Source organism: Paenibacillus sp. FSL P4-0081 (genome assembly GCF_000758565.1).
Lineage (GTDB): Bacteria > Bacillota > Bacilli > Paenibacillales > Paenibacillaceae > Paenibacillus_AQ > Paenibacillus_AQ phytohabitans.
Genome location: NZ_CP009280.1, coordinates 3188528 through 3212258, shown reverse-complemented (window position 1 = coordinate 3212258; position 23731 = coordinate 3188528). Strand labels below are relative to the sequence as shown.

Below are 23731 nucleotides of genomic sequence, written 5' to 3'. Positions count from 1 at the left end.
TATTATAAAGGTGGTTATCTTACATGAGCATAGAGATCATCCAGGTTCATAATTTGAAGCGGACCTATCAAACCGAGGAAGGCATTTTCAGAAGAAAGCGAAAGGTTGTCGAGGCTCTTCAGGGTATCAGCTTTTCTGTGCGTGAAGGGGAGATTCTCGGGTTATTAGGTCCGAACGGCGCTGGTAAAACAACAACGATAAAAATATTGACCACGCTGCTAACGCCGACATCCGGCGAGGTCCGTATTCTCGGGCTTGACCCTGTGAAGGAATTCAAGAAGCTGCGCTCACAGATCAACTTTATTCTCGGTGGAGAGCGCAATCTGTATTGGCGGTTATCGGCCTATGATAATCTCGCTTATTTTGCAGATTTATATAAAGTCCCCCGCCAGGTGCAGAAGAGCCGGATTCCACAATTGCTGGAGCTGGTAGGTTTGACCGGAGTTGCCCACCGCAGAGTCGAAACCTTCTCCAAGGGCATGAAGCAAAAGCTGCAGATTGCCCGCGGTCTGGTGAATGAGCCGAGAATTCTGTTCCTGGATGAACCGACGATCGGGCTTGACCCGGTGAGCGCAAGGCAGCTGCGTGATATTCTGCATCATTTAAAGCGGCAAGGTACGACGATTCTGCTCACTACGCATTACATGCCTGAAGCGGATGAGCTCTGCGACCGGATAGCTTTTATAGATAAAGGGCTGATTTCTGTACTGGACACTCCAGAGGAGCTTAAGAAGCGAATCGATCAAATTTCCGTTGTAACCTGCAGCATCACTGAATTTACGGAGGAGGAACAGGCGATAATCACGGCGCATCCGGCAACCCTCCATCTGCAAATTGATCAGCCGGAGCAGCTGCAGCGATTGCGATTGCGAATTCAAACCCGACTTCCCCAAGAGCTCATCATGGAGCTGTATCATATTGCAGGCCCGGTAAGAATGGCGAATTTGTCGATTACAACGCCTACTTTAGAGGATGTCTATATTCAAATATTAGGCGGGGATGCCTCATGAGTTACACCCTTACACCGGATCTGAGATCCTTACTCCATACGATTAAAGTACATATGAAGCTCTCGCTCGCCCGTCCAATGTTCCAGTTTATTATCTTCCTGATGCCATTCCTGTTCTCGACCATAGCGATATTGGTATATGGAAATTCCTCTGCGGAGCAAATTTTTCAGTATGTTGTGCTGGGCTCCGGGTTCATTACCCTTTGGTCCTCCATCGTATTCTCTTCCGCCAGTGATGTTAACCGTGAGAAGTACTATGGAACTTTAGAGCTGTTGTTCACAGCCCCTACCCCATTCGGGCTTACGCTGGCCGGCAAAATTATTGCCAACACTCTATGGGGAATATTATCCATGCTGATTTCTTATTTTTATTTAATCGTCATTTACCGCGTTCCAGTGATTATCGGGCATCCGTTGCAATTCATACTTGCTTACCTATTTGTCCTATGCGCACTGTCGGTCTTCTCCTTCTTTCTGGCCATGTCTTTTACGCTGTCCCGTCAGGCTTATGCCCTGATGAACATGCTGGAATATCCGGTGTATCTCATATGCGGTTTTATGTTTCCGGTCTCCGTACTTCCAGACTGGGTCAAGCCTTTATCCTGGGTGCTGCCCCCTACTTGGGCCATTGAATTACTAAGAATCATTAGCAGGAAGGATATGAAACAGGATGAGCTTGTTGTTGCTTGGGGAGTACTGCTGCTGTTAACCGTCTTTTATCTCGTTATTTCTCTTGCCTACTACCGGCTTGTAGAGAAACGAGCCAGAATAAATGGAAATTTAGGGGTGTTCTAAAATGGAATCTGTTGCCCGGTTTTACCGGCATGCGCACCTGTCGTTCAAAGCACTGTTCGGCTGGCTTAATCCCGGTGTCTACCTGATGGTTATGGTCATTAACCCGTTAAGCCAATTGCTCTTCTTCGCAATGCTGGCCAAATACGCTTTCCAGGGAAGCAATCTTGCCGGTTATGTGGTTTCGAATGCGCTTCTGTTATGCGTGATGAACGCTGTCTTCGGCATGATGACCGTTATTAACTCTGACCGCCAGATGGGTACACTGCAATTGGTAGTGGCAAGCCCTGCCAGCAAAATAGCCGTCTTCTTTGCCCGGGCTATCTTTCATATTGTCAGCGGCCTGTTCACGGCAGCACTTGGACTCGCTTTCGGAATGCTGATCTTTGGGCTTACCTTCTCGGGAGAGCAGCTTGCATGGCTTGGCCTCGTGTGGACCGTATCCATTTCCGCCGCCTGCGGACTTGGGTTTGTGATCTCAAGCTTTGCGCTCTGGTCGCCTTCGATGCATATCTGGTCCAATTTGCTTGCAAGCGTGTTGCTCCTGTTCAGCGGAGCCAGCTTCCCGCGTTCTTATATGCCGGACTGGATGTACACATTATCTGAATTCTTCCCGCTGACAAGAGGTGTAGAAGCGACAAAACTGCTTATTCGTACCGGGGATAATGAATTTACAACCATCCTTACCCGGATGGCCGAAGAGGGTTTGCTTGGATGCGGATTTTTTCTCCTGGGTATACTGCTGTTCTATTATGCTGAATATTTAGCAAGGGTTAAAGGCACTATGGAGATGGAGTAGGATACATAGAGGCTTCCAGTGATGGCGGCCTTTATTCGTTCTTCCAATAGACATTAATCTTCATGTCAGGATATGGTATCCTTGATGCAGGTGAATATTGGGGGGATACGTATATGATTACCGCTACAGCGGCAAGAATCATGAATTTTTTGCCGGATAAATGGGTCACATCCATATCGAGAAATATTATAAATAATTACCTGAACAAATATGCAAATATACATATAACCGGCAGTGAAAACTTAAAAGAAATACAAACACCGACTATTTTTGTATGTAATCATCTAAGCAATTCGGATGGATTAGTGCTGGACAAAGCTCTAAAAGCGATTGATCCGACTTTTGTAGCAGGTGAAAAGCTGTCAAATAATGCAGTGACCAGCATCGGTGTTAATGTAATTAAGACTACAACTATTAAGCCCAATACCGCTGACAAAGAGGGTCTCGAAAAGATAATCAAGCTTGTTAAACAAGGGGAAAGCTTACTGATCTTCCCGGAAGGAACCCGAAGCAGAGCCAGCAGTTTGATTGAAGCGAAGAAAGGTATCCTTCTTATAGCAAGATTAACCGGAGCTCCCATTGTACCTGTCGGGTTATATGGGACAGAGAAGCTTTTACCTATTCATCAAGATGGCGATATGAAGGCGGAAACGTTCAATAAGGCAGATGTGCATATCCAGATCGGACAACAATTCGAATTGCTTCAGCGGGCGAAGGAGCAGGATAAAAAAGAATAAGAAGAGTCCACCCTCTCATACATAATGAAAAAAATAGCAGAATTATTACCCGAAGGCTATCGGGGAGTCTATAAATAATCTGAGCTATCCTTTGAAATTTCTAAGGCCATCCTTTGCGGATGGCCTTCTTTCTGTTCAGCGACTCGCCCCAGGCGCAGTAATCAGAATCTTACTGGCAAGAGCAATAGTCTGTGCACGTTCCGCTTCAGTAAGACCTGCGGTTACCTCCGTAATCTGACGTTCAATCTGCTCTCCGACTTCATGAATGATCTGCCACCCTGCCGCAGTTGCCCTCACGTTGAATCCCCGCTTGTCGGCCGGTGACACGGTCCGCTCCACCAGTCCGCGGCGCTGGGCACGGTCCACGAGTCCGGTAATACTGGATTTATCAAGTCCCAGATGCTTGGCCAGCTGCAGCATACCCGGTTCCCGGTCCCTCAGGATACCCAGCAGACGGATCTGAATGATCGAGAGATCATGCTCCGCCCCTATTCTGGCGAGAATGTTCTGGATCAGGAAGGATAGCTGCACCAGACTGTCCACAATCGACAGATCATCCAGTTTATCAAAAGAATCATCGTAACTGCTCATATTCGCCCCTCCGGAATTCATCATTTATCTAACCTGCTGTCCACATTGTATCATAATCGCCGTTGACTTTGTACGTGAAACAAACTATATTGTTTGTATTACAAACTTTTTAGTTTGTGTCACAAACAAAATTCGCCCATGGGGCAAATGGAGGCCAATATTATGTATGCTGTTGTTGTACGATCCTTCGATTCAGATCCGAAATATGAAATTCACGATACTCCGGTTCCCTCTGGAGAACATGAAGCTCTAGTTGATGTGCTTGCAGCCGGGTTGCATCTCCGGGTACGGGCACAAGCCAATGGTTCTCACTACACCAGTACGGATGAATTACCCCTGATCCCTGGTGTTGACGGGGTAGGCAGGCTGCCGGACGGTCAGTTGGTCTATTTCGTTACAACAGATACTGCTCTAGGCTCTTTTGCCGACAAAACTGTAATTGACCTGCGGCGCAGTGTGCCAATTCCCGCTCATGCCGATCCTGTGCTCATCGCTGCCGCTATGAATCCGGCCATGTCAGCCTGGGTGACCCTGCGCCGCAGGGTTCAGGCACAGCCGGGGTTCAAGGTTCTCATTCTGGGAGCAACCGGCAATTCCGGACAGATGGCGGTCCAGATCGCCAAGCTTATGGGGGCCAGTCAGATTATCGCTGCCGGGCGGGACCCGGAGCGTCTCCGTTCGCTTACGCCGCTTGGCGCGGATGTAACGGTGTCACTTGCGGGTGATCCGCAAGCAGCTGCCCGGCGCCTCGGCGAGGCGGCTTCGGAAGTGGATATCGTTCTTGACTATCTGTGGGGCGAGCCTGCCGGACTGGCTATGATTCCGCTGCTGACCCGCCGGTCTGACCGCAGCCGGCTGCTGACCTGGATCCAGATTGGTTCCGTTGCCGGAGCAGATGCCGCTATCCCTTCTGCCGCACTCCGCTCGGCCAACTTCCAGATCATCGGCAGCGGTCAAGGGTCTGTGACTCCAGCCGGATACTTGGCCGAATTCCCGGCGCTCATCGATGCGATTGCTGGAGGCAAGCTCATTGCGAACCCTATTGCTTTTCCGCTGTCCAAGATTGAAGAAGTGTGGAATACTCCGGCAGGCAGTCAGCAGCGGGTAGTATTCACGCCGGCGAATTAAGTAATTCCCTGACCTGAATTGTATAAGCAGGCCCGTGTCCGGCTTTTGTCAAGCTTTGTTATCCCGGTTGTAACTTCCCCTCTTGATAAATCTGGAAAGTGAGTGATAAACTTAGCAGGGCATCCCGCATAAGGAAGCATGCTTACTCTCTACAGAACAGGAGGCCGAAGGAAAATTGGCGATTTATTGGGTAAGACACGGCAAAGATGATGAAGGATTCCGTGGCGGATGGAGCCAGCGGGGACTTATCACGCAAGGTTACCGACAATCCGAGAAGCTCGGCCGCTATCTTCAAGATAACCAGTCTTCATTTAACATAAAGCGTATTGTCAGCAGCGATCTGCAGCGGGCTCTGGATACGGCTGGTGAGCTGGCAAGAGAGCTCGGATTGCCGCTCGAGCGCAGTATGGACTGGAGGGAAATGAATAATGGCGTGATCGCCGGCATGCCGAACGAAATCGTAAATGAACGGTTTCCGGGTTTGTATTTCTCCGGTTTACGGATGGACGAGCGCTATCCCGGCGGCGAAAGCCCGCTGGAGTTCTTCACACGTATCAAGGAAGCGTTCGGCCGCTTATGCGAAGAACAGGCCAACCGCCATCCGGAAGGTAACCTCATGATTGTTACTCACGGCGGAGTCATTAATATTATCTATCATATTATAAAAGAATTAGACTGGAACAACCGCGGCAGTAAATTCCCGGCTTCCTATACCGGCTTGCACACCATCGAGCATCAGGACGGCAAATGGATCGTTTCCCTGGAGAATTATACTGTGTAGCTTACAAAAAAGGCAGACCCGCCAGCCATTACGGCTTTTGGGTCTGCCTTTTTTCAAACCTAAACCTATTCTTCTGACTGAACATCCGGACGGTCCGGCAGCTGCTCAAGGTAACTGTTAGACATATTCAGCAGCTTCTGCACGTTATTGAACTGCGCTTCAGTCGATCCGCCAGCAATCACAGAATTATCCTTCTGGCTGAAGTTGGTTCCGTCTGCGTAGGCTTCTCCGGTTACATAAATACTTGAATTATTGATAAAAGAGCCCGTCGGCAGGAAGTGCCGGACCGGTAACAGATTGGTCTCCTGATTCAGCAGATCCTCCCCGAAGTGAAGCTGATTCTGCACGGAGACGCCCAGCAGATTGGCTACAGTCGGCAGAATATCAATCTGTCCTCCGGTATGCTCAATTACAGCGGGCAGCGTTCCGGACGGAGAGTGCACAATGAACGGGATATTGAACATATCCGTATAACCGTACTCATACCCGATCAGCTCTTTCAGCCAATCCTTCTCGTTATCGCCAAGCGCATAGAGCGGTACACCCTGGTGATCCCCGTAAAATACAATCAGGCTGTCGTCCCACACTCCGCTGGCCTTAAGTTCATCCAGGAACTGCCCCATCGCATAATCCGCATAATTCTGGGACTGGATATAGTCGCCAAGCAAGGTCCCCTGATACTGCTCAGGCAGAGTCATCTTAAGCTTATCCTCCGGCAGACGGAAAGGATGATGAGCACTCATGGAGATTACCATGGCATAGAACGGCTCTTCCTTCGCATCCAGAGCGGCCAGCTCGGGTACGGTTTTGGCGAACAGCACTTCGTCTGAAGAACCAAAAGCAATATGGTCATCGTCCCCATAGAAGCTTTGATCATAATACTTATCGAATCCGATGGCTGCATAGAGTTCTTTGCGGTTCCAGAAATCCACGCTGTTGGTATGGAAGGTATACGTATGATAGCCGTTTGATTTCAGCAGACCCGGCAGACTCGGCAGTGCTTTGTTCATATAATTGGAAGAAGTCGCCGGCTCATTCTTGGGCACATAAAAAGAAGTATTCACCACGAACTCCGCGTCCGAGGTTGTACCTTGACCCGCATCCGTATAAAAATTATTAAAATAAGTATTGTCTTTCACAAGCTTGTTAATGTTCGGCGTAACTTCCTGTCCGTCAATGGTCAGGCCGACCAGGAAGTTCTGGAAGGATTCCATCTGGACCACGATCAGATTCTTGCCTTGGTCGGCAGCAAAATACTGGGGGGACTCTGGCACGGTAATGCCTTTCAATTCATTCACAGCCGTCTGCGTAATCTCTTTGCTGTCGATGATTTCTTCCTTCTCCGTAGAATCTGCGAACAGGGTATATACCTCGTAGTTGAGGATGCCCATACTCTCGGCTTTCTTGATCTCATTCATGCTCGCATGGTTCGGCCAGATATTGAAGATACACAGTCCGATGGAGACAGCAGTGATCACTGTCAGCACCGGCCGGCTCATCCGCACGGTACCTCTTTCTTTCCAGCGCGAAATATATTTCGGCCGGAACATCAGGAACAGGAAGAACACGACGTCCACGAAGATAAACAGATAATAAGGAGTGATGAGGGAATAGGTGCTCTCCCCAACCTTCGTAACTTTGTCGGCCTGCTGCAGCGCATGATATGTCGCAATGACGCCATAATACTTGTAGTACATCAGCACAGCGAAATAAATGACCGTTATAAAAAGATTGGCCACCATATAATAGAGAATCTTCCGCTTGCGTGCCAGCCACTCGATGAGACTGAATACAATGAGGAAAAATGGAATTTCCGTAAACATGGTGCCCCAGTTAGGCCCGTCATTAAAAACAACATACCACGCCACCCCACTCTTGAGCAGCAAGAGAAAAGTAAACAGCAATATAGGCTTGTTGCGGATATCAAATGATTTTTTCATAAGTAGTCTCTAGCTCCTTGTATTTCAGAAAGAATTACATCACGTTTCAATAATATGCATAACAAGAGGTCTTTGCTCCAGCTGTTGCCATAGAAGGACTAACGATTGGTCACTTCCTCACATTTGTTGTAGGCATAAATTGTACTACTGAATTAAAGCACAAATTACGTAGGTTATCAACCTATTTTAATTAGGCGGGTAAAAACGGCAATGCCGTCCTCCAAGGGACGGCATCTGTTTCATCCTTCATACTCGAACGGATCGTCGCACGAGTAAATCTCATCGAAAAATCCGTTATATAGAATATCGTCTTCCAGGCATTTAATGAGAAAAGACAGCCGCCCGCCACATTCCGGTTCCCCGCCGTTATTCCGCATGACCTCGAAGGCATCCACAACACTTTCCATCAGGGTAACTTGGATGAATAAAGGCAACTGATCCAGCACCGCTGGTTCAATCCGGGTCTCTGACCTGTACCCTGCGAGAACGGTTGCAAAGTAATCAGCCATGAATTCCTTACGTTTACCGGGATCGGGTTCAAATTGTATCCAGCCCACTCCATGTGTCCAGAGAGCTGCCAGCTCAAACATATACCAGCCGAAACAGCAATTGTCGAAATCGTATACGGTAATTTGTCCGGTATCATAATCTATTGAATAATTCCCGTCATTGTAATCGAAATGAAGCATTCCGAAAGTCTCCCCGTTCGCTTCCACTTCTCGCAGGGTGCTAAGCAGCTCAATCAGCTTCCCCTTAAGCAAGGCCAGGGATTCAGGAATCAGCTCATCCAGATATGCGGGATTGTATTTGTCAAAAAAGCTATACCGGCGATGGACCGGCGTGTACTCTTTGGATAACTGATGCAGTTTCCCCAGTACTTTACCGCAGTTATAATAATATTCGGTAATGGGCACACCTTCCCTGTACCGGTAATGATGCTCCACCAGCATTTTTCCTGCGGCCTTAGTGAACAGGCTGACAAAATACCTGTGATTATCGTGAGTAATCTCTTCCAGCAGATTCCCGTTCCGGGAGCTGATCACATTCGCGACGCTGCCTCCATGCTCATACAGGTAGCGGACATACTCCAGTTCACCCAGGAAATCGTCGCGGCTCCGGTCAGGCAGGAAAGCGAACCTGAGTATTTTGGGGCTGGCGCCTGCTTTTTCACAGGTGTATACAATATTACGCCCACCCTCATGCGCCTCAATCTGCCCGAACTCATAGCCGTATAACCCGTACAACTCTGATACCAGGGGAAGTAAGTGTGCAGTACTTTTTTGGGCAACCTCAATATAGTTTATAATATCTCCTCCAAATCTAATTTGCGCGGCGATTTCCTGTACCGGAATCCCAACCACCATATTTTACCTAAAGCAACCACTCAAGCTCCATGGATAGTTTTTATATATTCAAACTTTACTGTTATTTATTTCATTCTAGACACAAACAAAAGCAGCCCCGGTCATTCGCTGACCGTAGGGCTGCTTTTTTTATTTTGCGAAAGTATACACTTACAAACAATCTTATGAAGGAATTACACCTGCGGTTAAGACGTATAATTCTTGCCCAGTCCCAGGCTGGTCAGCAGCTGTCTGTAGGCAATCGATGTCCGGTCTGCCGGGATATGGGCTTCCGCCTGCAGATCGAGCGGCAGATCCTCCGGAGTCTGCGACTCCACCATCTCCGCGTCCTCCTGGAACACCTGCAGATTGAACTTGATCGTATCCTCTACAGGGGCGCTCTTGTCAAAGTTACGGGAGATCGGGCAGAACAGCCGGGTATAGCGGGCAGATACCGGGGATGCACAGTTCAGAATCTTCAGCCTGCCCTCATCCGGGAAATAGACAGTCAGCGAAGCGGCGAACGGGGCAAAGACGCGGAACTCACGCAGCCACATGAACCCTTCGGGTGCAGGGTTCTCCTGTCCTTTGCCGTAGTTGCTGACCGTGCTCCAATACTCCGCTACCAGCTCCGTATCCCCTTCACGCCATACCTTATACTGGGGGACCTCTGTATTGTTGCGGTCACCGAAGGTTGACGTATGCACGTAAGCGAAATGCGATACATCCAGGAAGCCTTCCATCTGCCGCCCGGAGGAACCGGCAATATCAAAGCTCGGAATTAGAATATTAATGTAGTCGGGATCATCCCAGGCCGGAAAAGATGGGATTTGCTCCGGCGCGCCACCAAGGCAGGTCCAGATCAGGCCATAACGCTCCACGGCGGGATAGACAATCAATTTCAATTTGGGTGAGATCTTGCTGCTTGGATGCGCCGGCACCGCCGTACACTTTCCTTCACAGTTATACCGGAAACCGTGATAAGGGCAGACAATCTCACCGTTCTCAACCCAGCCCTTGCTTAAGGGCGCTCCACGGTGGAAGCAGAGGTCCCGGGCAATGACCACCTTGCCTTCGCTGCGGTACAATACCAGCTTCATATCCAGCAGCTTCACCGGAACAGGTTTATCCTGAACCTCATCTGCGGCCGCCACCGGGTACCAATACTGGGCCAGTATGCGCCAGTCTTCTGGCGAGAAGGTGCAATCACGCGGGAGCTCCAGTTGTTCCTGCCGTTTCTTTTCCTCTATCATGACCGCTCCACCTCTCAATTCGCTATGAATGCATAAGATGATTTAATTATATGTTAGAATAACTAACTTGTTGTGTATATTTTAAACTGATTTCGCTACTAAAATCAATTACAAATCCATTCCTTTTGTAATTTCGCCTAAAATACACCTGTCAATGTTATGCATCATGACATAATGGGGGCAAAACCTTAATAGATGTATATTCAGGCCATCCTCCGCAAAAGTTAACAGGTGCGCTACCTTAAGCTGCAATACATACAGCATTGTGAATGGTACCGCTTTGCACACTGATGAACGGGTGCTTTCAATTATATCTGTCTTTTCAAGTATATCGGTCTAGTAAGATTCGCCTAATAATAGTTTCTAAAAATAACTTGCTTTATTTAAGTTATAAGCTATAATAAAAACATAAGAGATACTTCAAAAAACTTACAACACATTCGAGGAGGAATTACAATGACAACATTAAACATCGGAATTATTCTGGGAAGTACCCGCCAAGGCCGCGTTAGCCCACAGGTAGGCGAATGGGTGAAAGGTATTGCAGATGCACGCGGAGATGCCAATTACGAGATCGTGGATATTGCCGACTTCAAACTGCCGCTTCTCGGTGAAACCGACAGCTATGCGGAAGCCCAAGCGTGGGCAGCCAAGCTGGCAACACTGGACGGCTTCGTGTTTATCGTACAGGAATATAACCACAGTCTTACCGGAGCACTCAAGAATGCCCTGGACTCCGCCCGTGAAGAATGGAACAACAAGGCAGCCGGTATCGTAAGCTATGGTTCAGCCGGAGGCGTCCGCGCCGCTGAGCATTTACGCGGAATTCTCGGCGAGCTGTCCGTAGCGGATGTCCGCGTACACCCTCTGCTCTCCTTGTTCACTGACTTCGAGAACGGCTCCGTCTTCAAACCGGCTGATCTGCATACCGCCAACGTTAACGCCATGCTCGATCAGGTTCTGGCCTGGAGCGGCGCCTTGAAGACTTTGCGTCAGTAAATAAAGGGTAATGGCAACGCATCATTATCATTAATAAAGGAATAAAGGGGTCTCAACCGCCAGAAATGGCTATTGAGACCCCTTTTTACATTGAAATGGATGGATGGATTGATAGATTGATAGCGGAACTATGTGAGAATGCTGCGCGAACAGACTGTTGCTCCAAGCACTGTGGGAATGGCGCCGGCAGAATGGAGACTACTTGGTAGACATAAAAAGCTTTGTAGACATAAATGTTGCACGTTTTGCAACTTGTATTGGTATATACCCGGGTGTTCAGGCCGATTGTTGTAAGAAATACAACAATTGTCCCGCTAAACCGCATGGTGGAGGAGAATTGCTGCATTTTGTACAACATTATTGGATTGGAGCCGTAATCATGAGGAAGATGCTGTATTTTATACAACAATTTTGTATCCGGTCCGAAATTATAGGTTCAGCCGATACCTCCATCCATACGCACAAGTCTAATCCTATCTTTAAGATGATTCATCAGGACCCCCGCTCTTCTTATCGTGACAGCAGCCTGCTGATCAGCTCCCGTCGGCTGGACACGCCTGCTTTGGCAAAGATTGACTTCAGGTGATCCTGAACGGTATAAGCAGAGATATGGAGCGACTCCGCCAGTTCCTTGGTGGATAACCCCAGCAGCAGCATCTCTGCAAGCTGTTTCTCGCGTGCGGTTAAGGTAAAGGCATCGGCCAGCAGGCGGAATACATCGGAGGATCTGGCATTTACAAATGAAACGGCCAGCATGCCTTCCGGACCGTCCAGCCTGCTGGCTGTAACGGTCAGATAGGTCCCATCTCCGGTTTGGAGGCATATTTTAGCGCTTGAAGGGACAGTACCGGAAGCTCTCTCCTCCGCTACGACCCGTAAGCAAACGGCCCGGACCGGCCCCGGCAATACTCCCGCATCCAGACGTTCGAACTGCCGCATCTGCTCCAGCCAATAATTCGCCGCTGCATTCGCACTCAGCGGAACAAGCTGCTCATTCAGCATCATAATTCCGTTATCTTCCGGCGCCCCGCTGTCCGAATCCTTGCCGGGCTGCGATGTGGCGTAACTGCGCAGCCCGGCAGCAATCAGCGGAGCAACGGATGCGATCCCGGCACATTCCTGCGCTTGAAACGGATGGCTATCCAGCGGACGGAACAGAGTCAGGAAGCCCCAGCAGACCCCGCCTGCCATGAGCGCTGCGCGCAGCTCATCTCCGAACCCGGCAGGCTGCAGTACTTTGCGGTAACGCTCACTCTTCTCAAGACTTCCGCCGGTAACTCCGCTTAAGCAGGCTACCGGAAGCTCCGCCTCAGCCAAGTGCTCATACTTCATATAATCCTCATGCAGATATTCATATTCGAACAATACAGAGTGAACAGCTGCGAGCCCCTGCTCCGTGACCGCCCCGGTGGTTAGAAGCGTATGGGGATCTACTGTTGTGCAGCAGGCCGCGGCAAACGGGATAATAGAACGGAGTTTAGCAATAACCGCTTCCCTGTATTGCTGTGAATTCATAACTCTCCAGCCCCGGGCCGGGTCCAGCTGTAGAATGCTTTTCATCGCCTCGTTCATCTTGGTGTCCTCTCTAAATCCCACATATGTGGGATGGTCTCCCGTCCTTGAAATCCCGATAATGAAACATAATTCCTATTATATCGCAGGTAAGCTTACATTCAATATTCAAGGACGGAGAAGATACAATGAAAACAGATATTATAGTCATCGGCGGTTATGGTCATGTCGGGTCACAGATTTGCCGGCTTCTTGGCGGGAAGCATCCCGGGAAGGTCTATGCGGCGGGAAGAAACCTGAAACGTGCCGAAGAATTCTCCCGGAGTACCGGCGGTTATGTGAAGCCGCTGCGTCTGGCGGCAGAGGAGCCGCTGGACCAGAGGCTGCTTGAACGGGTGAAGCTGGTTGTGATGTGCCTGGACCAGCAGGATACCCGGCTGGCAGAAGCCTGCTTACAGAGCGGCACGCATTATGTAGATGTCTCGGCGAGCGGCGAGTTCCTCAGCAAGCTGCAGAAGCTGGACCCGGTGAAGAATGGCCTCCAGGCTGCAGCCCTGCTGAGTGTCGGCCTGGCTCCAGGGCTGACCAACCTGCTCGCGGCACGGGCCATGCAGGAACTGGAGCATACCGAGTCCGTTGACATCTCCATAATGCTCGGGCTTGGAGACAGTCACGGACAAGCTGCACTGGAGTGGACAGTGGATAATCTGGGTGCAGCCTTTGAGATTACTGAACACGGCAAAGCGCGCACGGCTTCAAGCTTCACCGGGAGCAAGTCCACCGACTTCGGCTTTGATCTGCGGACCCGGACAGCCTACCGCTTTCCCTTCTCTGATCAGCAGACTCTGCCTGTAACTTTAGGCGTTCCATCTGTTTCCACCCGGCTCTGCTTCGATTCCCGCATCTCTACCTCCGCTGTTGCTGTGCTGCGCAGATTAGGTCTGCCTGCGCTGCTGCGGAACAGAACCTGCCGTAACTTTGCTGTCCGGGCTTTCGGCAAATTCAGGTTCGGCTCGGCACGCTTCGCGGTTAAAGTGGATGCCTATGGGTTGAAAAACGGCAAGCCCATGCAAATAGAATATGGAGTAGAAGGTGTACATGAAGCAGACATTACTGCAATAACTGCCGCTGGTGTAATCCTTAACCTCTACGAATCTGCACCTCCGCCAGGTGTCTATCATATTGAGCAGTTATTCACACTTCAGCCGGACGGGAACCGTCTGTCACTGGTATCCGCAGGGAAGGCCGGAACCGGCGTAAGTATGTCCTCCCCTCTGAACGGCGTCACTTTCTGGACGCGGAGTACTGTCCGATAGATTCTCTTTTTGCAAATAATGATGCGATTCGCTACAATAAAATGAATCATTAACCCGTCCGCCAAACATCTTAAATATGCAATTTTGGTGCGTCCAAGCTATCTATCTCTCCCTAAGGAGGACTACTCATGTCCAGCCAAGAACCCGTTCAGCCGACAGAGCTCCAGGAACAATTCACCCTGCTGATGCGCGGACTGGGAACCCGGACAGTACAATACCAGCAGAATGTGGCCTCCGCCCTCGGACTATACAATAATGACTTCATATCCGTAGATATCCTGCGTGAAAAAGGTCCGATTACCGCCGGAGAACTGTCGAAGCTAACCGGACTGACTACCGGCAGCGTCACCGCATTAATCGACCGGCTGGAGAAAACCGGCTATGTCCGCAGAGAAAATGACCCGGGTGACCGCCGCAAGGTGATTATCGTTCCGCTGTATGAGCATAAAGCGGATGTCATAGAGACATATTCCACACTTCATTCGGCTATGATTGCCTTGGCTGCTTCATATACGGAAGAAGAGCTCCTGCTGATTACTCAGTTTCTGGGCAAAGCTGGCGCAGTGCTGGAGCAGCAGATCGATCACCTGAATGCCAATCCTCCGTGCAGTTCTAATTCCTGACGCCTTCCTGAATACAACAAGGCGGCCGTTAACCTAACGGCCGCCTTGTTTATGATATTTTATTGGATTACGGATGAAATGAATCTGGCCATCTCACCGCTGGTCTCATTCAGCTTCTCAATGACATCGCTGAACTGGGTAACGAGCTCAGCCTGCGCCGAGGAAGACTTGGCGATTGCCTCAATCTCCTGTTCCATCTCCCGGATCGAGCGCTGTACCGTGCTAAGAGAATCCTCAATCGACTTCGTAGCTTCCTTCGTATGTACCGACAGCTTGCGGACCTCTGTCGCCACCACACCGAAGCCTGCCCCCTGCTCTCCGACCCGCGCAGCCTCAATCGCCGCATTCAGGCCCAACAGATTCGTCTGCTCGGAGATCTCCCGGATGAATCCGGCAACCTTATTCACCTGCTTGGACTCTTCCACCGTCTTGCGGGAATTATCCAGAATCTGCGCGGTTGTCGCCGACAGCTCCTGAGACTGGGCCGCCACATTCTGAACCATATCCACAAGCTGGCCGCTGATCTGATTAATGCTTTCCGTCAGCTGTTCCATTTTATCTTCATTTTCCAGCGTATAGGCAATTGCGAAAGCCCCGATCACTTCACCCTCCGTACCGTAAATCGGGACTGCCGAAGAAATTACAGTTGCTCCATACAGCTCAGGTGACAGACGGTTTGTCGTGGCGCGTCCGGCCAGGGCATTGCCGAGGGACGGATCATCCGGCGAAACTGGACTTCCTTTGGTTAAGCCGAAATCCAGCACTTTACTGGGTGCATAATAATGGAATATTTCCCGGTCCGTAATGCCGATCATTATATCCTGTGCGTGAATCTGTTTGAAGAAAGGTGCTGCTGCGACCAATGCTGCCAAGTTATCCATAAGCATCTCCTAAATGTGAATGTTTAGAATTATTATCGACACATTTAGCCGATTAGTGAAGAGTGCTGATTATGAATTATGAACGTCCTGAATTATGAACGCCCTGCCTTAACATGCTTAAGCTGAGCCACAATAATGACGCTGATGATAATTAGCAGAAACCATGAGCTGATCTTGCTGAAGCCCACCAGATGCCAGGCTTCATGCTGGTCCGGATATTTCCAGGCACCCAAGAAGGTAGCGATATTCTCAGCGATCCAGATGAAGAAGCCTACAATGAAAAAAGCCAGCGTCAGCGGCATCCGGTACGTCCGCTCCTGCACCCGGTAGATGATCCATGTCCTCCAAAAAACAATTACCACGAGCGCCGTCAGCCACCAGCGGAAATCCGGAATAAAGTGGTGCGTGAAAAAGTTCAGGTAGATCGCTCCGCCCAGCAATCCCGCAGAGGCCAGCCCCGGCCAGCCGGTCATATCCATCTTCAGCCTGCGCCAGATCTGGCACATATAGCTTGCCACGCTGGCATACATAAATCCGCTGTACAGCGGTACCCCGAGCAGCTTCGTGTATCCCGGATCAGGGTATGCCCATGAGCCCATTCTTATTTTATAAATCTCCAGCACCAGACCAATCACATGAAATACGCAGATTACCTTGATCTCATCGAGGGTCTCCAGCCCGCTGCGGTACATAAGGTACTGCACGGTCAGCAGGATCAGCAGAATGGCATCATACCGGTGGATGAAGGGCACTTCTACTTTACTGGTAAGTATCAGGGTTCCAAAGATCGCAACGGGAAAAATGCAGCTCATCGCGTGATGATAGCCGAAATGCAGCAGCCGTACCAATGATTTCAATATCGTCCTCTCCTCGTTCCCCGCTCCCTTTTATTCTGTAGCTTCCGGAGTGTATTCTAATATATCTCCCGGCTGACAATCCAATGCCTTGCAGATTGCCTCGAGCGTTGAGAACCGGATCGCCTTCGCCTTGCCGTTCTTGAGTATAGACAGGTTAGCCATCGTTATGCCCACCTTCTCCGTAAGCTCAGTTACACTCATTTTCCGTTTCGCCAGCATCACGTCAATATTGATTATAATCCCCATGGTCATCACCTCAGACTGTCAAATCATTTTCAGATTTTAGTTCAATAGCTTCGTTCAACAGCTTCTGGAGCACTGCAGCGAATACAGCGATCACCATGGAAGCCAGGATAATGATCATTCCGATGACGATAATCCCCGGGGCATCATCCCTCTCCGCCATCAGATAGAACAGGGGCATGCCTATAACAAACATACCGCTGATGGCGACTGCACAGTTCTTGATATTCTTCAGCACCTGTACAGAGGTATCCGAGAATGCCTTGTTCTGGTCGATGTAACCTAATAGCTTAAAGGCCTGATAGAGTGCGATGTAAAAAGGCAGTGCCGCCCCGTACAGATCGATCATCACGAGAGCCTGTATGTAAGCCATATCCGGATACAGCTCTGCTGCAAACCCCGCGATCTCCGGCACTACAAATACACATAGAGCAAGTGCAGCCAATCCAAACAGCACAATCACTGCCTTCAAAAAAGTGGTCGACCCTGGTTTGCGTTTCATTGTAAAAGCACCTCACTTCAGAATTGTGAGTTTAATTTACCACATAATTTATCGTTTATCAATATATTTAGATCGAAAAATGATATTTAATTATTGTTTATCTGTTACTCATTGGCGGCAGATATCAATAAACTGCTGCAGCGCGGCAGGCAGGGATTCATTCTTACGCGTGCAGACAGCAATATGGTTGCTTAGGTGAATCCCCTCCACATGCACACGGGAGAGCTGCTTCCACTCCACATATTCGTGCACTGCGAGAGAGGAGATGAAGTTTGCACCATACCCCGCGATTACTGAACGGATGGCTTCACCCAGTCCGCTGAATTGCAGTGCGACCTCTGGCGGCTTCAGGCCATAAGTCGTACATAACGAGACAAGGCGCTCTCTTGTTGAGCTGCCCTCCTCCCGCATAATGAACGGCTCCCGCATCATCTCCGGCAGTGAAACCGTACGGTCTGCATAGGGATGGGAAGGGGCTACCACGAACCACAGCTCATCCTCGAAAAGCTCCAGCCATTCGACATCCTCCGGTTTCTCCTTGGCTCCCCCCCCATAGAAGGCAACGTCTGCTTCATGCCGCTGCAATTGCTCAAAGGCCTGCTGGGAGTTCATTGTTGTAATCTCGATCTCAATCCCTGGATGTCCCGCTTTGAATCTGGCAGCCCAGCCGGGAACCAGGAAATTAGCCGGCAGATAAGTAGCGGCGATACGCAGCTTCCCTTTTTTGCCCTGGCGGTAGTCTTCTACAAATTCATCCATTTGTTCCTCATAGGTGAAGAGATTCCCTGCCTGCTTCGCCAGTTCTGTTCCAAAGGAAGTAAGTGAAATACCGCGGCCGCTGGGGTTAAACAAAGGCAACCCCAAATCCTTCTCGAACTTCTTGATTTGGCTGGTAACCGCCGGCTGGCTGATATTGAGCCGTGCAGCCGCTTTCGTGACGCTGCCCGTCTCGGCAACATAATAAAATAGTCTTAGTGCATGCAGGTTCATGCAGATCGCCTCGATTCATAATCAAATTATATGCAAACTACAAAAACATATATTAGTTTTATGAATTATTTTACCTTATATTTAAAACAGATCCAATACAACACTTAACCAAACGGAGGGATTCACATGAAAGAACAGAACAAATGGAGTAAGGTTGACGCGTATTTCAATGACAAGCTGCTGGCGGCAGATCCGGTGCTGGACGCCGTTCTGGGCGCTAATGAAGGTGCAGGATTACCGGCGATTGATGTTGCTCCGAACCAGGGGAAGCTGCTGTATCTTCTGGCTAAAATGAAAGGTGCCGTTAATATTCTGGAGATCGGCACGCTGGGCGGCTACAGCACCATTTGGCTGGCCAGGGCGTTGCCGGAAGCAGGAAGACTGGTTTCGCTCGAGTTCGAGCATGAACATGTAGTCGTCGCTGAGGATAATCTGAGAATGGCAGGGTTAGCGGATAAAACGGAGGTGATTGAGGGGCCGGCACTTGAGACGCTGGCGACACTTGAAGCCCGGGGTCATGGCCCTTTTGACTTCATCTTTATTGACGCCGATAAACCGAACAATCCCCATTATCTGAAATGGGCATTGAAGCTGGCCCGGCCGGGAGCAGTCATTGTGGCCGATAACGTGGTGCGTGATGGTGAAGTCATTCAGGCAGACAGTCCAGATGACCGCGTACAGGGCGTCCGTCAGTTTATGGATCTGCTCTCCGCCGAGCCGCGAATCGAGGCTACTGCACTGCAGACGGTAGGCAGCAAGGGATACGACGGCTTCGTGCTTGGCATTGTTATTTGAATGTCCTCCCCGGATCGAACGGCGGTGCACTTCATGACCCCTTTGCTAGCTATACAATATAAAAGTGCCCCGCAATATCACAGGGCACTCTTGGCTATCGGTTATTTTAAGTAGAATACATCTTTCAAATTCTTGGACACCGGGCTGTGGTCAGGGTTAGTCTCCATTAACGGCTCCATATACACCCACCACTTCCGGCAAATCTCCGTCTGCGACATCTGATCCCACCGCTCTTCGTCTTCAATCTCTACGTAAGCAAACAGGCTGCCCGTTTCTTCATCCAGAAAAATAGAATAATTATGTGCGCCATGGTTCTTCAGCTCTTCAGCCATCTCCGGCCAAAGCTCATCATGACGGCGTTTGTACTCCTCATAAGCATCGGGATAAACATGCATAACACTCGCTTTTCTAATCACTGTTCAGCTCTCCAGACATATAGGGGTGTAGTTATAACTTAAATGAACTATTATATTGAACATTATAAAGCACAAGTGAACTTTATTGAATATAAATAAACACAAATAAACTCGAATATCTGACTTAAATCAAGGAATCCCCTATATCGCTGATCAGATGCCGCTTGAGCTTGTCCGCCTCTGTCTGCTGTAGCCCCTTCGCTACCAGTCTGGCCATTTCTATGGCCCCGGCTTCCGAGAAATGCGTGTTATCCTTTGCTCCCTCAGGAAGGTTAGCATATTGGCCCGGTTCCGCCCACAGAAATACTTGCTTGGAACGAGCCTCACCAAGCTCCTCAAAATATACTTTGCTGAGTGAAGCGAGATCCACAAAGGGTACAGCTTCCCGGACGGCCAGCTGCCTCATAGCTTCAATATAATCCCCGTGGGTATTCCGGATGGCCCCATCCTCCTCGAAGAACCGCCGGTGCATGGGCGCTACAAGCACAGGATACGCGCCGGCTGAGCGCGTAAGATCAATATATTGCTTCAGATAGTGCTGATAGGTTGTGAACGGACCCGCACCTTCTTCTGTTTCCTTCTCATCGTTGTGGGCAAATTGTACAAGCAGGAAGTCGCCCTTGCGCAGTCTTTTGGCTATCCGCAGCAGACGGCTCTCCTCAATAAAGGTTCTGGCGCTTCTGCCGGAACGTGCATGATTCGCCACAGCAATGTCTTCATCCAGGTACAATCCGATCATTTGGCCCCAGCCTGTATAAGGGAATTGCCCCGAGGCCTGATCCGTTACGGTAGAATCTCCTGCAAGAAATAGAGTAGGGATGGAGCTTACCCGGTTAACCGTCACCTGCCTCACACTTGGTGCAGCACCGCCGAAAGCCAGCTTGAGCACACCATCCTCGACATGCACAGCAAAGCTGCGGGTGGTGATCTCACCGGGCCCGGTCTTCAGCTCAAGCAGTCTGAGCCGGCCGAGTCCTTCTCTTACGGTAGTAACGGCGGAGGTGTCCGGTGAACCGATCTCCAGCGTTACGGTGTAATTGCCATTCGGCACATCCATCAGCAGTGTCGGCACCGCAGGAGAGAAATAATCTCCGGGCCATGAATCCTTGAGCTCCTCATTCTTCGAGCCTGCCGGCGCAGCGGCAAAGCCATAACCCTGTTCCATGTCATACAGGCTATCCAATGCGGGTACAAACGAATAGTTAAATATCATACGGGCATCCACCTTTCTTTTCCCGTCTACACTAATTCATCCGGGTATAGAAGACAATCGGACTCTTTTGCCGGTTTTGCACTTTTTTATTCCCGGACAATCTCCTCCAGCACTCTCCCGTCCCCGTGCCCGAAATCGATCCCCAGAATTCTTCCCAGTGTTGGCGCAATATCGACCATTTCGATGTCGCCGATAGAATAGCCCTGTTTAATCGTACCGCCGGAGACGACAAAATTGCACCGGTAGCCGCTTTTGTCAGGAGAATAACCATGCGTAGCATAACGAATTCCATGTGCCTGCAAATCGACAACCAGCTGCTCCTCCAGACTCTCATCAAAGGAATAGCCGCGCCGCGCTTCAAGCATTACTCTTGTGGAATGGCTTGCATGAAGACGGTCTAATGTCTCTCTGTGGTATACGCTTTCAACCCCTGACATGTCATTCTGCCTACATTCTTCAATAGCCGTGAGCGCGAGCCGCTCTGCTTCTTCGTCTCCCGGCCGGACATGCAGGTACGCTGAACCTCCGCCGCACTGGAAGTATGCCCGCCATTTCATTACGCCGCCCTCTTCATAGATCAGACCCTTTGCCTGCAAAAGCTTGTTCAAATGCACTTTGTAGCGCACATTGAACTGGCCGTGGTCTCCGAGCACCATAATTAACGTATCCTGCCTGATCCCGGTATCTTCCACAGCCTGCAGGATCTCACCCAGCCGGTTATCCATGCGCAGGATGACTTCTTTCACCTCATCGCTGTCTGTCCCATACAGATGTTTGGCATCATCCAGGTCAATCAGATGCATCATGAGCAGATTAGGCTTGTTGCGCTTAATCGTGTCTATCGCACACTTCGTTGTAAAGTCATCCAGATAAGGCTGGGTAATCCCTTGCCTGATCCGGCCATATTTCAGCTCCATCCGGATGCAGTAGGCGGGACTGCCGCTTCTCAGCACCTTAAGTGCCTGATTCTCACCTTTCAGCGCCCTGATTTCCGGGATATTATACCGGATCGAGGACTTGCCCGAAACCGGCCAGAGGAGTCCGGCGGTACTGAGCCCTGCCTTACGTGCAGCATCATAAATTGTCGGTACCTTGACCGCCTCACGGAACCAGAACCAGCGCTGATCCTCCTCCTTCACGAACGGCTGCAGCGGATTGTTGTGGTGAATACCGTGCTTGTCCGGATGAACACCGGTAGCGATGGTGGTATGAACCACATAGGTGAGTGTGGGATATACGCTCCGCAAGCGGTTGCTGTGGGCACCTTGCTTAATCAGTCTGGATAAATTGGGCAGCCGGCTGGCCAGTTCCCAGTTGTCCTCCGAGAAGGCATCGTAGGAAATGACGATGAGATGTTTAGCTAATGGCGTGCGAGGCGTTGTCGGTTCCATGTCAGTTCCCCTTAGGTAGTGTGATGAAGATGAAGAATCCGATCAGAAACAGCGGAATGATGGATAAAATGCTAAAGCGGGCCTCGCCCGTTAACGTCGTAGTCAGTGACATCAGCGCCGGGCCGAGAATTGCCGCGAACTTGCCGAAGATATTATAGAAGCCGAAGAATTCATTGGAATTCTCCTTCGGAATGATTTTGGCGAAATACGAGCGGCTGAGCGCCTGGATGCCGCCCTGGGCCGAACCGATGAGCGCGCCGAGAATAAAGATATGCCACACTGAGGTGATGAAGAAAGCCGCAATACAGGAAATGATATAAGTGAAAATCCCGAAGATAATCAGCTTGCGGGCAGAGTGGGTTTTGGCCAGATTACCGTAGAGAATCGCACACGGAAAGGCAATGATCTGGATGATGAGCAGAATGCCCAGCAGTGTGAAAGTGTCCAGCGAATCCCCGCCCAGCACCGACGTCGCATACGGCACCACCATTTTAATAATGGTATCTACCCCGTCGATATAGAAGAAATAAGCAATCAGGAATACAAATACAATTTTGTGCTGGCGGATATTCATGAAGGTGTTCGCCATTCTTTTGAAGCTGTTTGCAACCGGATTAGGTTCAGGCTCAATATAGTAGCGCTGCTTCACATCTCTGATCATAGGCACAGTGAGCAGCCCCCACCATAGTGCAGTGATGATGAATCCAATCTGATAGCCGATGGCCTTATCCATCCCCATCATGAAGATCAGCAGCAGACTGATTCCGAACGGAATACAGCTGAAGATGTAACCGAAGGCAAACCCTCTTGTGGATACCTTATCCATCCGCTCATCATCTGTAATATCAACCAGGAAGGAATCATAGAAGATATTAGCCCCGGCAAACCCGACCGCTGACAGAATGTAAAAAGCAATCAGCAGCTGCCATTGTCCGCTATCCGGTGACACGAAGGCCAGGGAAGCCGTAGCAAGCACGCCTACCGCTGCGAAGAAGATAAAGAAGCGCTTCTTCCTGTCCTTGTAATCGGCAATCGTCCCCAGGATCGGACTGAGCACCGCCACCAGAATACTGGCAATGGAATTGAAATAGCCCAAATCCATACTGCTGCCCACAGTTGTGAACATGCCGAAGATAATGGGCAAAAGCGCCGTAGTCACCGCCATCGAGTAGGCAGAATTACCGCAGTCATACAGAATCCATGATTTCTCCTCTTTACTCAGCTTCATCTAATCTTCTCCTCCAATAACCGATTGTTTCAGTTATATCACGCGAACATATGAAGCATGTTAATGGGATGTAAAATCACAGAATCTCTGGCTTAGTGGCTATAGCCTTCCCAATATCCTGCAATATACATGGTCATTATAACCTGAATTACCAATGGATAGGGTGAAAAATATAGATTAAGCTCACTAGATTCACGGAATATACGGGCAGAGGGCGCTGCAGCAGGATGGAGACTTTTCAGTAAACACTGTAGAGATAAATGTTGTACGTTTTACAACTTTGGATCATTGATAGTTAGGTGTCCGGGAGGATTGTTGTATAAAATACAAGAATAATTCGGCTAAGCCGCTTGAAAAAGGTAAAATCCTGCATTTCATACAACAATTCCGGA

The 23731-nt window shown here is 49.7% G+C and carries 24 protein-coding genes; 10 read left to right on the top strand and 14 right to left on the bottom strand.

Annotated features, from left to right (window positions below; translation table 11 throughout):
- The first annotated feature begins 23 nt into the window (after nt 1–23).
- From P40081_RS13255 to P40081_RS13240, 4 genes are all read left to right on the top strand, one after another.
- Entirely contained in the window at nt 24–1010 is a 987-nt protein-coding gene (locus P40081_RS13255; RefSeq protein ID WP_042136012.1) for an ABC transporter ATP-binding protein, read from the top strand.
- Nucleotides 1007–1804: an ABC transporter permease gene (locus P40081_RS13250; protein WP_042136009.1), complete on the top strand. Its 798-nt coding sequence runs from the start codon at nt 1007–1009 to the stop codon at nt 1802–1804. Before P40081_RS13255 ends, P40081_RS13250 begins: the two co-directional genes overlap by 4 nt.
- A 1-nt stretch (nt 1805) precedes the next feature.
- A complete protein-coding gene (locus P40081_RS13245; RefSeq protein ID WP_042136007.1) occupies nt 1806–2600 on the top strand; it encodes an ABC transporter permease in 795 nt (264 codons plus the stop codon).
- Nucleotides 2601–2713: 113 nt separating this feature from the next.
- Nucleotides 2714–3337: a lysophospholipid acyltransferase family protein gene (locus P40081_RS13240; RefSeq protein ID WP_197074355.1), complete on the top strand. Its 624-nt coding sequence runs from the start codon at nt 2714–2716 to the stop codon at nt 3335–3337.
- A 135-nt stretch (nt 3338–3472) separates the two neighbouring features.
- Here the strand turns inward: P40081_RS13240 and P40081_RS13235 are convergent, their stop codons facing one another.
- The gene (locus P40081_RS13235; RefSeq protein ID WP_231575348.1) at nt 3473–3952 is read right to left on the bottom strand and encodes a MarR family winged helix-turn-helix transcriptional regulator; all 480 of its coding nucleotides are present in this window, start codon (nt 3950–3952) and stop codon (nt 3473–3475) included.
- A 138-nt stretch (nt 3953–4090) separates the two neighbouring features.
- On the opposite strand from P40081_RS13235, the gene P40081_RS13230 reads away from it, so the two are divergent.
- Both P40081_RS13230 and P40081_RS13225 read left to right on the top strand, forming a co-directional pair.
- Nucleotides 4091–5056, top strand: a complete 966-nt coding sequence (locus P40081_RS13230) for a quinone oxidoreductase family protein (RefSeq protein WP_042136006.1) — start codon at nt 4091–4093, stop codon at nt 5054–5056.
- A 175-nt stretch (nt 5057–5231) separates the two neighbouring features.
- Nucleotides 5232–5837 carry a histidine phosphatase family protein gene (locus P40081_RS13225; protein WP_042136004.1) on the top strand — a complete coding sequence of 202 codons (606 nt, stop codon included), beginning with the start codon at nt 5232–5234 and terminating at the stop codon, nt 5835–5837.
- Nucleotides 5838–5902: 65 nt separating this feature from the next.
- Here P40081_RS13225 and P40081_RS13220 read toward each other — a convergent pair whose 3' ends face one another.
- The 3 genes from P40081_RS13220 to P40081_RS13210 form a co-directional block, all read right to left on the bottom strand.
- Nucleotides 5903–7777: an LTA synthase family protein gene (locus tag P40081_RS13220; protein WP_042136002.1), complete on the bottom strand. Its 1875-nt coding sequence runs from the start codon at nt 7775–7777 to the stop codon at nt 5903–5905.
- A 239-nt stretch (nt 7778–8016) separates the two neighbouring features.
- Nucleotides 8017–9021: a phosphotransferase enzyme family protein gene (locus P40081_RS13215; RefSeq protein ID WP_042141049.1), complete on the bottom strand. Its 1005-nt coding sequence runs from the start codon at nt 9019–9021 to the stop codon at nt 8017–8019.
- 305 nt (nt 9022–9326) lie between these two features.
- Nucleotides 9327–10373: an aromatic ring-hydroxylating oxygenase subunit alpha gene (locus tag P40081_RS13210; protein ID WP_042136001.1), complete on the bottom strand. Its 1047-nt coding sequence runs from the start codon at nt 10371–10373 to the stop codon at nt 9327–9329.
- 456 nt (nt 10374–10829) lie between these two features.
- On the opposite strand from P40081_RS13210, the gene P40081_RS13205 reads away from it, so the two are divergent.
- The gene (locus P40081_RS13205) at nt 10830–11372 is read left to right on the top strand and encodes an NADPH-dependent FMN reductase (protein ID WP_042135999.1); all 543 of its coding nucleotides are present in this window, start codon (nt 10830–10832) and stop codon (nt 11370–11372) included.
- 510 nt (nt 11373–11882) lie between these two features.
- Here P40081_RS13205 and P40081_RS13200 read toward each other — a convergent pair.
- Nucleotides 11883–12944 (bottom strand): helix-turn-helix transcriptional regulator, encoded by a 1062-nt coding sequence (locus tag P40081_RS13200; RefSeq protein WP_052421808.1) that lies wholly within the window; start codon nt 12942–12944, stop codon nt 11883–11885.
- Between the two features lie 128 nt (nt 12945–13072).
- Between P40081_RS13200 and P40081_RS13195 the strand changes: the two genes are divergently transcribed.
- Nucleotides 13073–14200, top strand: coding sequence for a saccharopine dehydrogenase family protein (locus P40081_RS13195; protein WP_042135997.1), 1128 nt, complete (start codon nt 13073–13075; stop codon nt 14198–14200).
- Between the two features lie 128 nt (nt 14201–14328).
- On the top strand, nt 14329–14823 hold the full coding sequence (locus P40081_RS13190; protein ID WP_042135995.1) for a MarR family winged helix-turn-helix transcriptional regulator: 495 nt from the start codon (nt 14329–14331) through the stop codon (nt 14821–14823).
- Between the two features lie 59 nt (nt 14824–14882).
- Here the strand turns inward: P40081_RS13190 and P40081_RS13185 are convergent, their stop codons facing one another.
- From P40081_RS13185 to P40081_RS13165, 5 genes are all read right to left on the bottom strand, one after another.
- The gene (locus tag P40081_RS13185; RefSeq protein ID WP_042135993.1) at nt 14883–15704 is read right to left on the bottom strand and encodes a methyl-accepting chemotaxis protein; all 822 of its coding nucleotides are present in this window, start codon (nt 15702–15704) and stop codon (nt 14883–14885) included.
- Between the two features lie 92 nt (nt 15705–15796).
- Nucleotides 15797–16561, bottom strand: a complete 765-nt coding sequence (locus P40081_RS13180; RefSeq protein ID WP_076246759.1) for a DUF817 domain-containing protein — start codon at nt 16559–16561, stop codon at nt 15797–15799.
- A gap of 30 nt (nt 16562–16591) precedes the next feature.
- Nucleotides 16592–16807, bottom strand: coding sequence for a helix-turn-helix domain-containing protein (locus P40081_RS13175; protein WP_042135991.1), 216 nt, complete (start codon nt 16805–16807; stop codon nt 16592–16594).
- Nucleotides 16808–16817: 10 nt separating this feature from the next.
- A complete protein-coding gene (locus tag P40081_RS13170; protein WP_039308893.1) occupies nt 16818–17306 on the bottom strand; it encodes a DUF2975 domain-containing protein in 489 nt (162 codons plus the stop codon).
- A 108-nt stretch (nt 17307–17414) separates the two neighbouring features.
- On the bottom strand, nt 17415–18296 hold the full coding sequence (locus P40081_RS13165) for a LysR family transcriptional regulator (RefSeq protein ID WP_042135989.1): 882 nt from the start codon (nt 18294–18296) through the stop codon (nt 17415–17417).
- 126 nt (nt 18297–18422) lie between these two features.
- Between P40081_RS13165 and P40081_RS13160 the strand changes: the two genes are divergently transcribed.
- Complete coding sequence (locus P40081_RS13160) at nt 18423–19091, top strand: O-methyltransferase (protein WP_042135987.1); 669 nt, start codon at nt 18423–18425, stop codon at nt 19089–19091.
- A 101-nt stretch (nt 19092–19192) separates the two neighbouring features.
- Here the strand turns inward: P40081_RS13160 and rhaM are convergent, their stop codons facing one another.
- The 4 genes from rhaM to P40081_RS13140 all read right to left on the bottom strand — a co-directional run bounded on the left by rhaM (nt 19193) and on the right by P40081_RS13140 (nt 23339).
- The gene (gene rhaM / locus P40081_RS13155; protein WP_039308886.1) at nt 19193–19507 is read right to left on the bottom strand and encodes an L-rhamnose mutarotase; all 315 of its coding nucleotides are present in this window, start codon (nt 19505–19507) and stop codon (nt 19193–19195) included.
- Nucleotides 19508–19631: 124 nt separating this feature from the next.
- Nucleotides 19632–20720, bottom strand: a complete 1089-nt coding sequence (locus tag P40081_RS13150; RefSeq protein WP_042135985.1) for a rhamnogalacturonan acetylesterase — start codon at nt 20718–20720, stop codon at nt 19632–19634.
- 86 nt (nt 20721–20806) lie between these two features.
- The gene (locus P40081_RS13145) at nt 20807–22111 is read right to left on the bottom strand and encodes an alkaline phosphatase family protein (RefSeq protein WP_042135983.1); all 1305 of its coding nucleotides are present in this window, start codon (nt 22109–22111) and stop codon (nt 20807–20809) included.
- A 1-nt stretch (nt 22112) separates the two neighbouring features.
- Entirely contained in the window at nt 22113–23339 is a 1227-nt protein-coding gene (locus tag P40081_RS13140; protein ID WP_039308881.1) for an MFS transporter, read from the bottom strand.
- Nucleotides 23340–23731: the final 392 nt, after the last annotated feature.

Bases quoted from the DNA above. Each gene is read 5' to 3' on its own strand.
- P40081_RS13200 (WP_052421808.1), bottom strand. From the start codon at position 12,944: ATGAACGAGGCGATGAAAAGCATTCTACAGCTGGACCCGGCCCGGGGC.
- P40081_RS13205 (WP_042135999.1), top strand. From the start codon at position 10,830: ATGACAACATTAAACATCGGAATTATTCTGGGAAGTACCCGCCAAGGC.
- P40081_RS13245 (WP_042136007.1), top strand. From the start codon at position 1,806: ATGGAATCTGTTGCCCGGTTTTACCGGCATGCGCACCTGTCGTTCAAA.
- P40081_RS13240 (WP_197074355.1), top strand. From the start codon at position 2,714: ATGATTACCGCTACAGCGGCAAGAATCATGAATTTTTTGCCGGATAAA.
- P40081_RS13220 (WP_042136002.1), bottom strand. From the start codon at position 7,777: ATGAAAAAATCATTTGATATCCGCAACAAGCCTATATTGCTGTTTACT.
- P40081_RS13160 (WP_042135987.1), top strand. From the start codon at position 18,423: ATGAAAGAACAGAACAAATGGAGTAAGGTTGACGCGTATTTCAATGAC.
- P40081_RS13255 (WP_042136012.1), top strand. From the start codon at position 24: ATGAGCATAGAGATCATCCAGGTTCATAATTTGAAGCGGACCTATCAA.
- P40081_RS13170 (WP_039308893.1), bottom strand. From the start codon at position 17,306: ATGAAACGCAAACCAGGGTCGACCACTTTTTTGAAGGCAGTGATTGTG.
- P40081_RS13195 (WP_042135997.1), top strand. From the start codon at position 13,073: ATGAAAACAGATATTATAGTCATCGGCGGTTATGGTCATGTCGGGTCA.
- P40081_RS13210 (WP_042136001.1), bottom strand. From the start codon at position 10,373: ATGATAGAGGAAAAGAAACGGCAGGAACAACTGGAGCTCCCGCGTGAT.
- P40081_RS13140 (WP_039308881.1), bottom strand. From the start codon at position 23,339: ATGAAGCTGAGTAAAGAGGAGAAATCATGGATTCTGTATGACTGCGGT.
- P40081_RS13185 (WP_042135993.1), bottom strand. From the start codon at position 15,704: ATGGATAACTTGGCAGCATTGGTCGCAGCAGCACCTTTCTTCAAACAG.
- P40081_RS13145 (WP_042135983.1), bottom strand. From the start codon at position 22,111: ATGGAACCGACAACGCCTCGCACGCCATTAGCTAAACATCTCATCGTC.
- P40081_RS13230 (WP_042136006.1), top strand. From the start codon at position 4,091: ATGTATGCTGTTGTTGTACGATCCTTCGATTCAGATCCGAAATATGAA.
- P40081_RS13190 (WP_042135995.1), top strand. From the start codon at position 14,329: ATGTCCAGCCAAGAACCCGTTCAGCCGACAGAGCTCCAGGAACAATTC.
- P40081_RS13150 (WP_042135985.1), bottom strand. From the start codon at position 20,720: ATGATATTTAACTATTCGTTTGTACCCGCATTGGATAGCCTGTATGAC.
- P40081_RS13165 (WP_042135989.1), bottom strand. From the start codon at position 18,296: ATGAACCTGCATGCACTAAGACTATTTTATTATGTTGCCGAGACGGGC.
- P40081_RS13235 (WP_231575348.1), bottom strand. From the start codon at position 3,952: ATGATGAATTCCGGAGGGGCGAATATGAGCAGTTACGATGATTCTTTT.
- P40081_RS13250 (WP_042136009.1), top strand. From the start codon at position 1,007: ATGAGTTACACCCTTACACCGGATCTGAGATCCTTACTCCATACGATT.
- P40081_RS13175 (WP_042135991.1), bottom strand. From the start codon at position 16,807: ATGGGGATTATAATCAATATTGACGTGATGCTGGCGAAACGGAAAATG.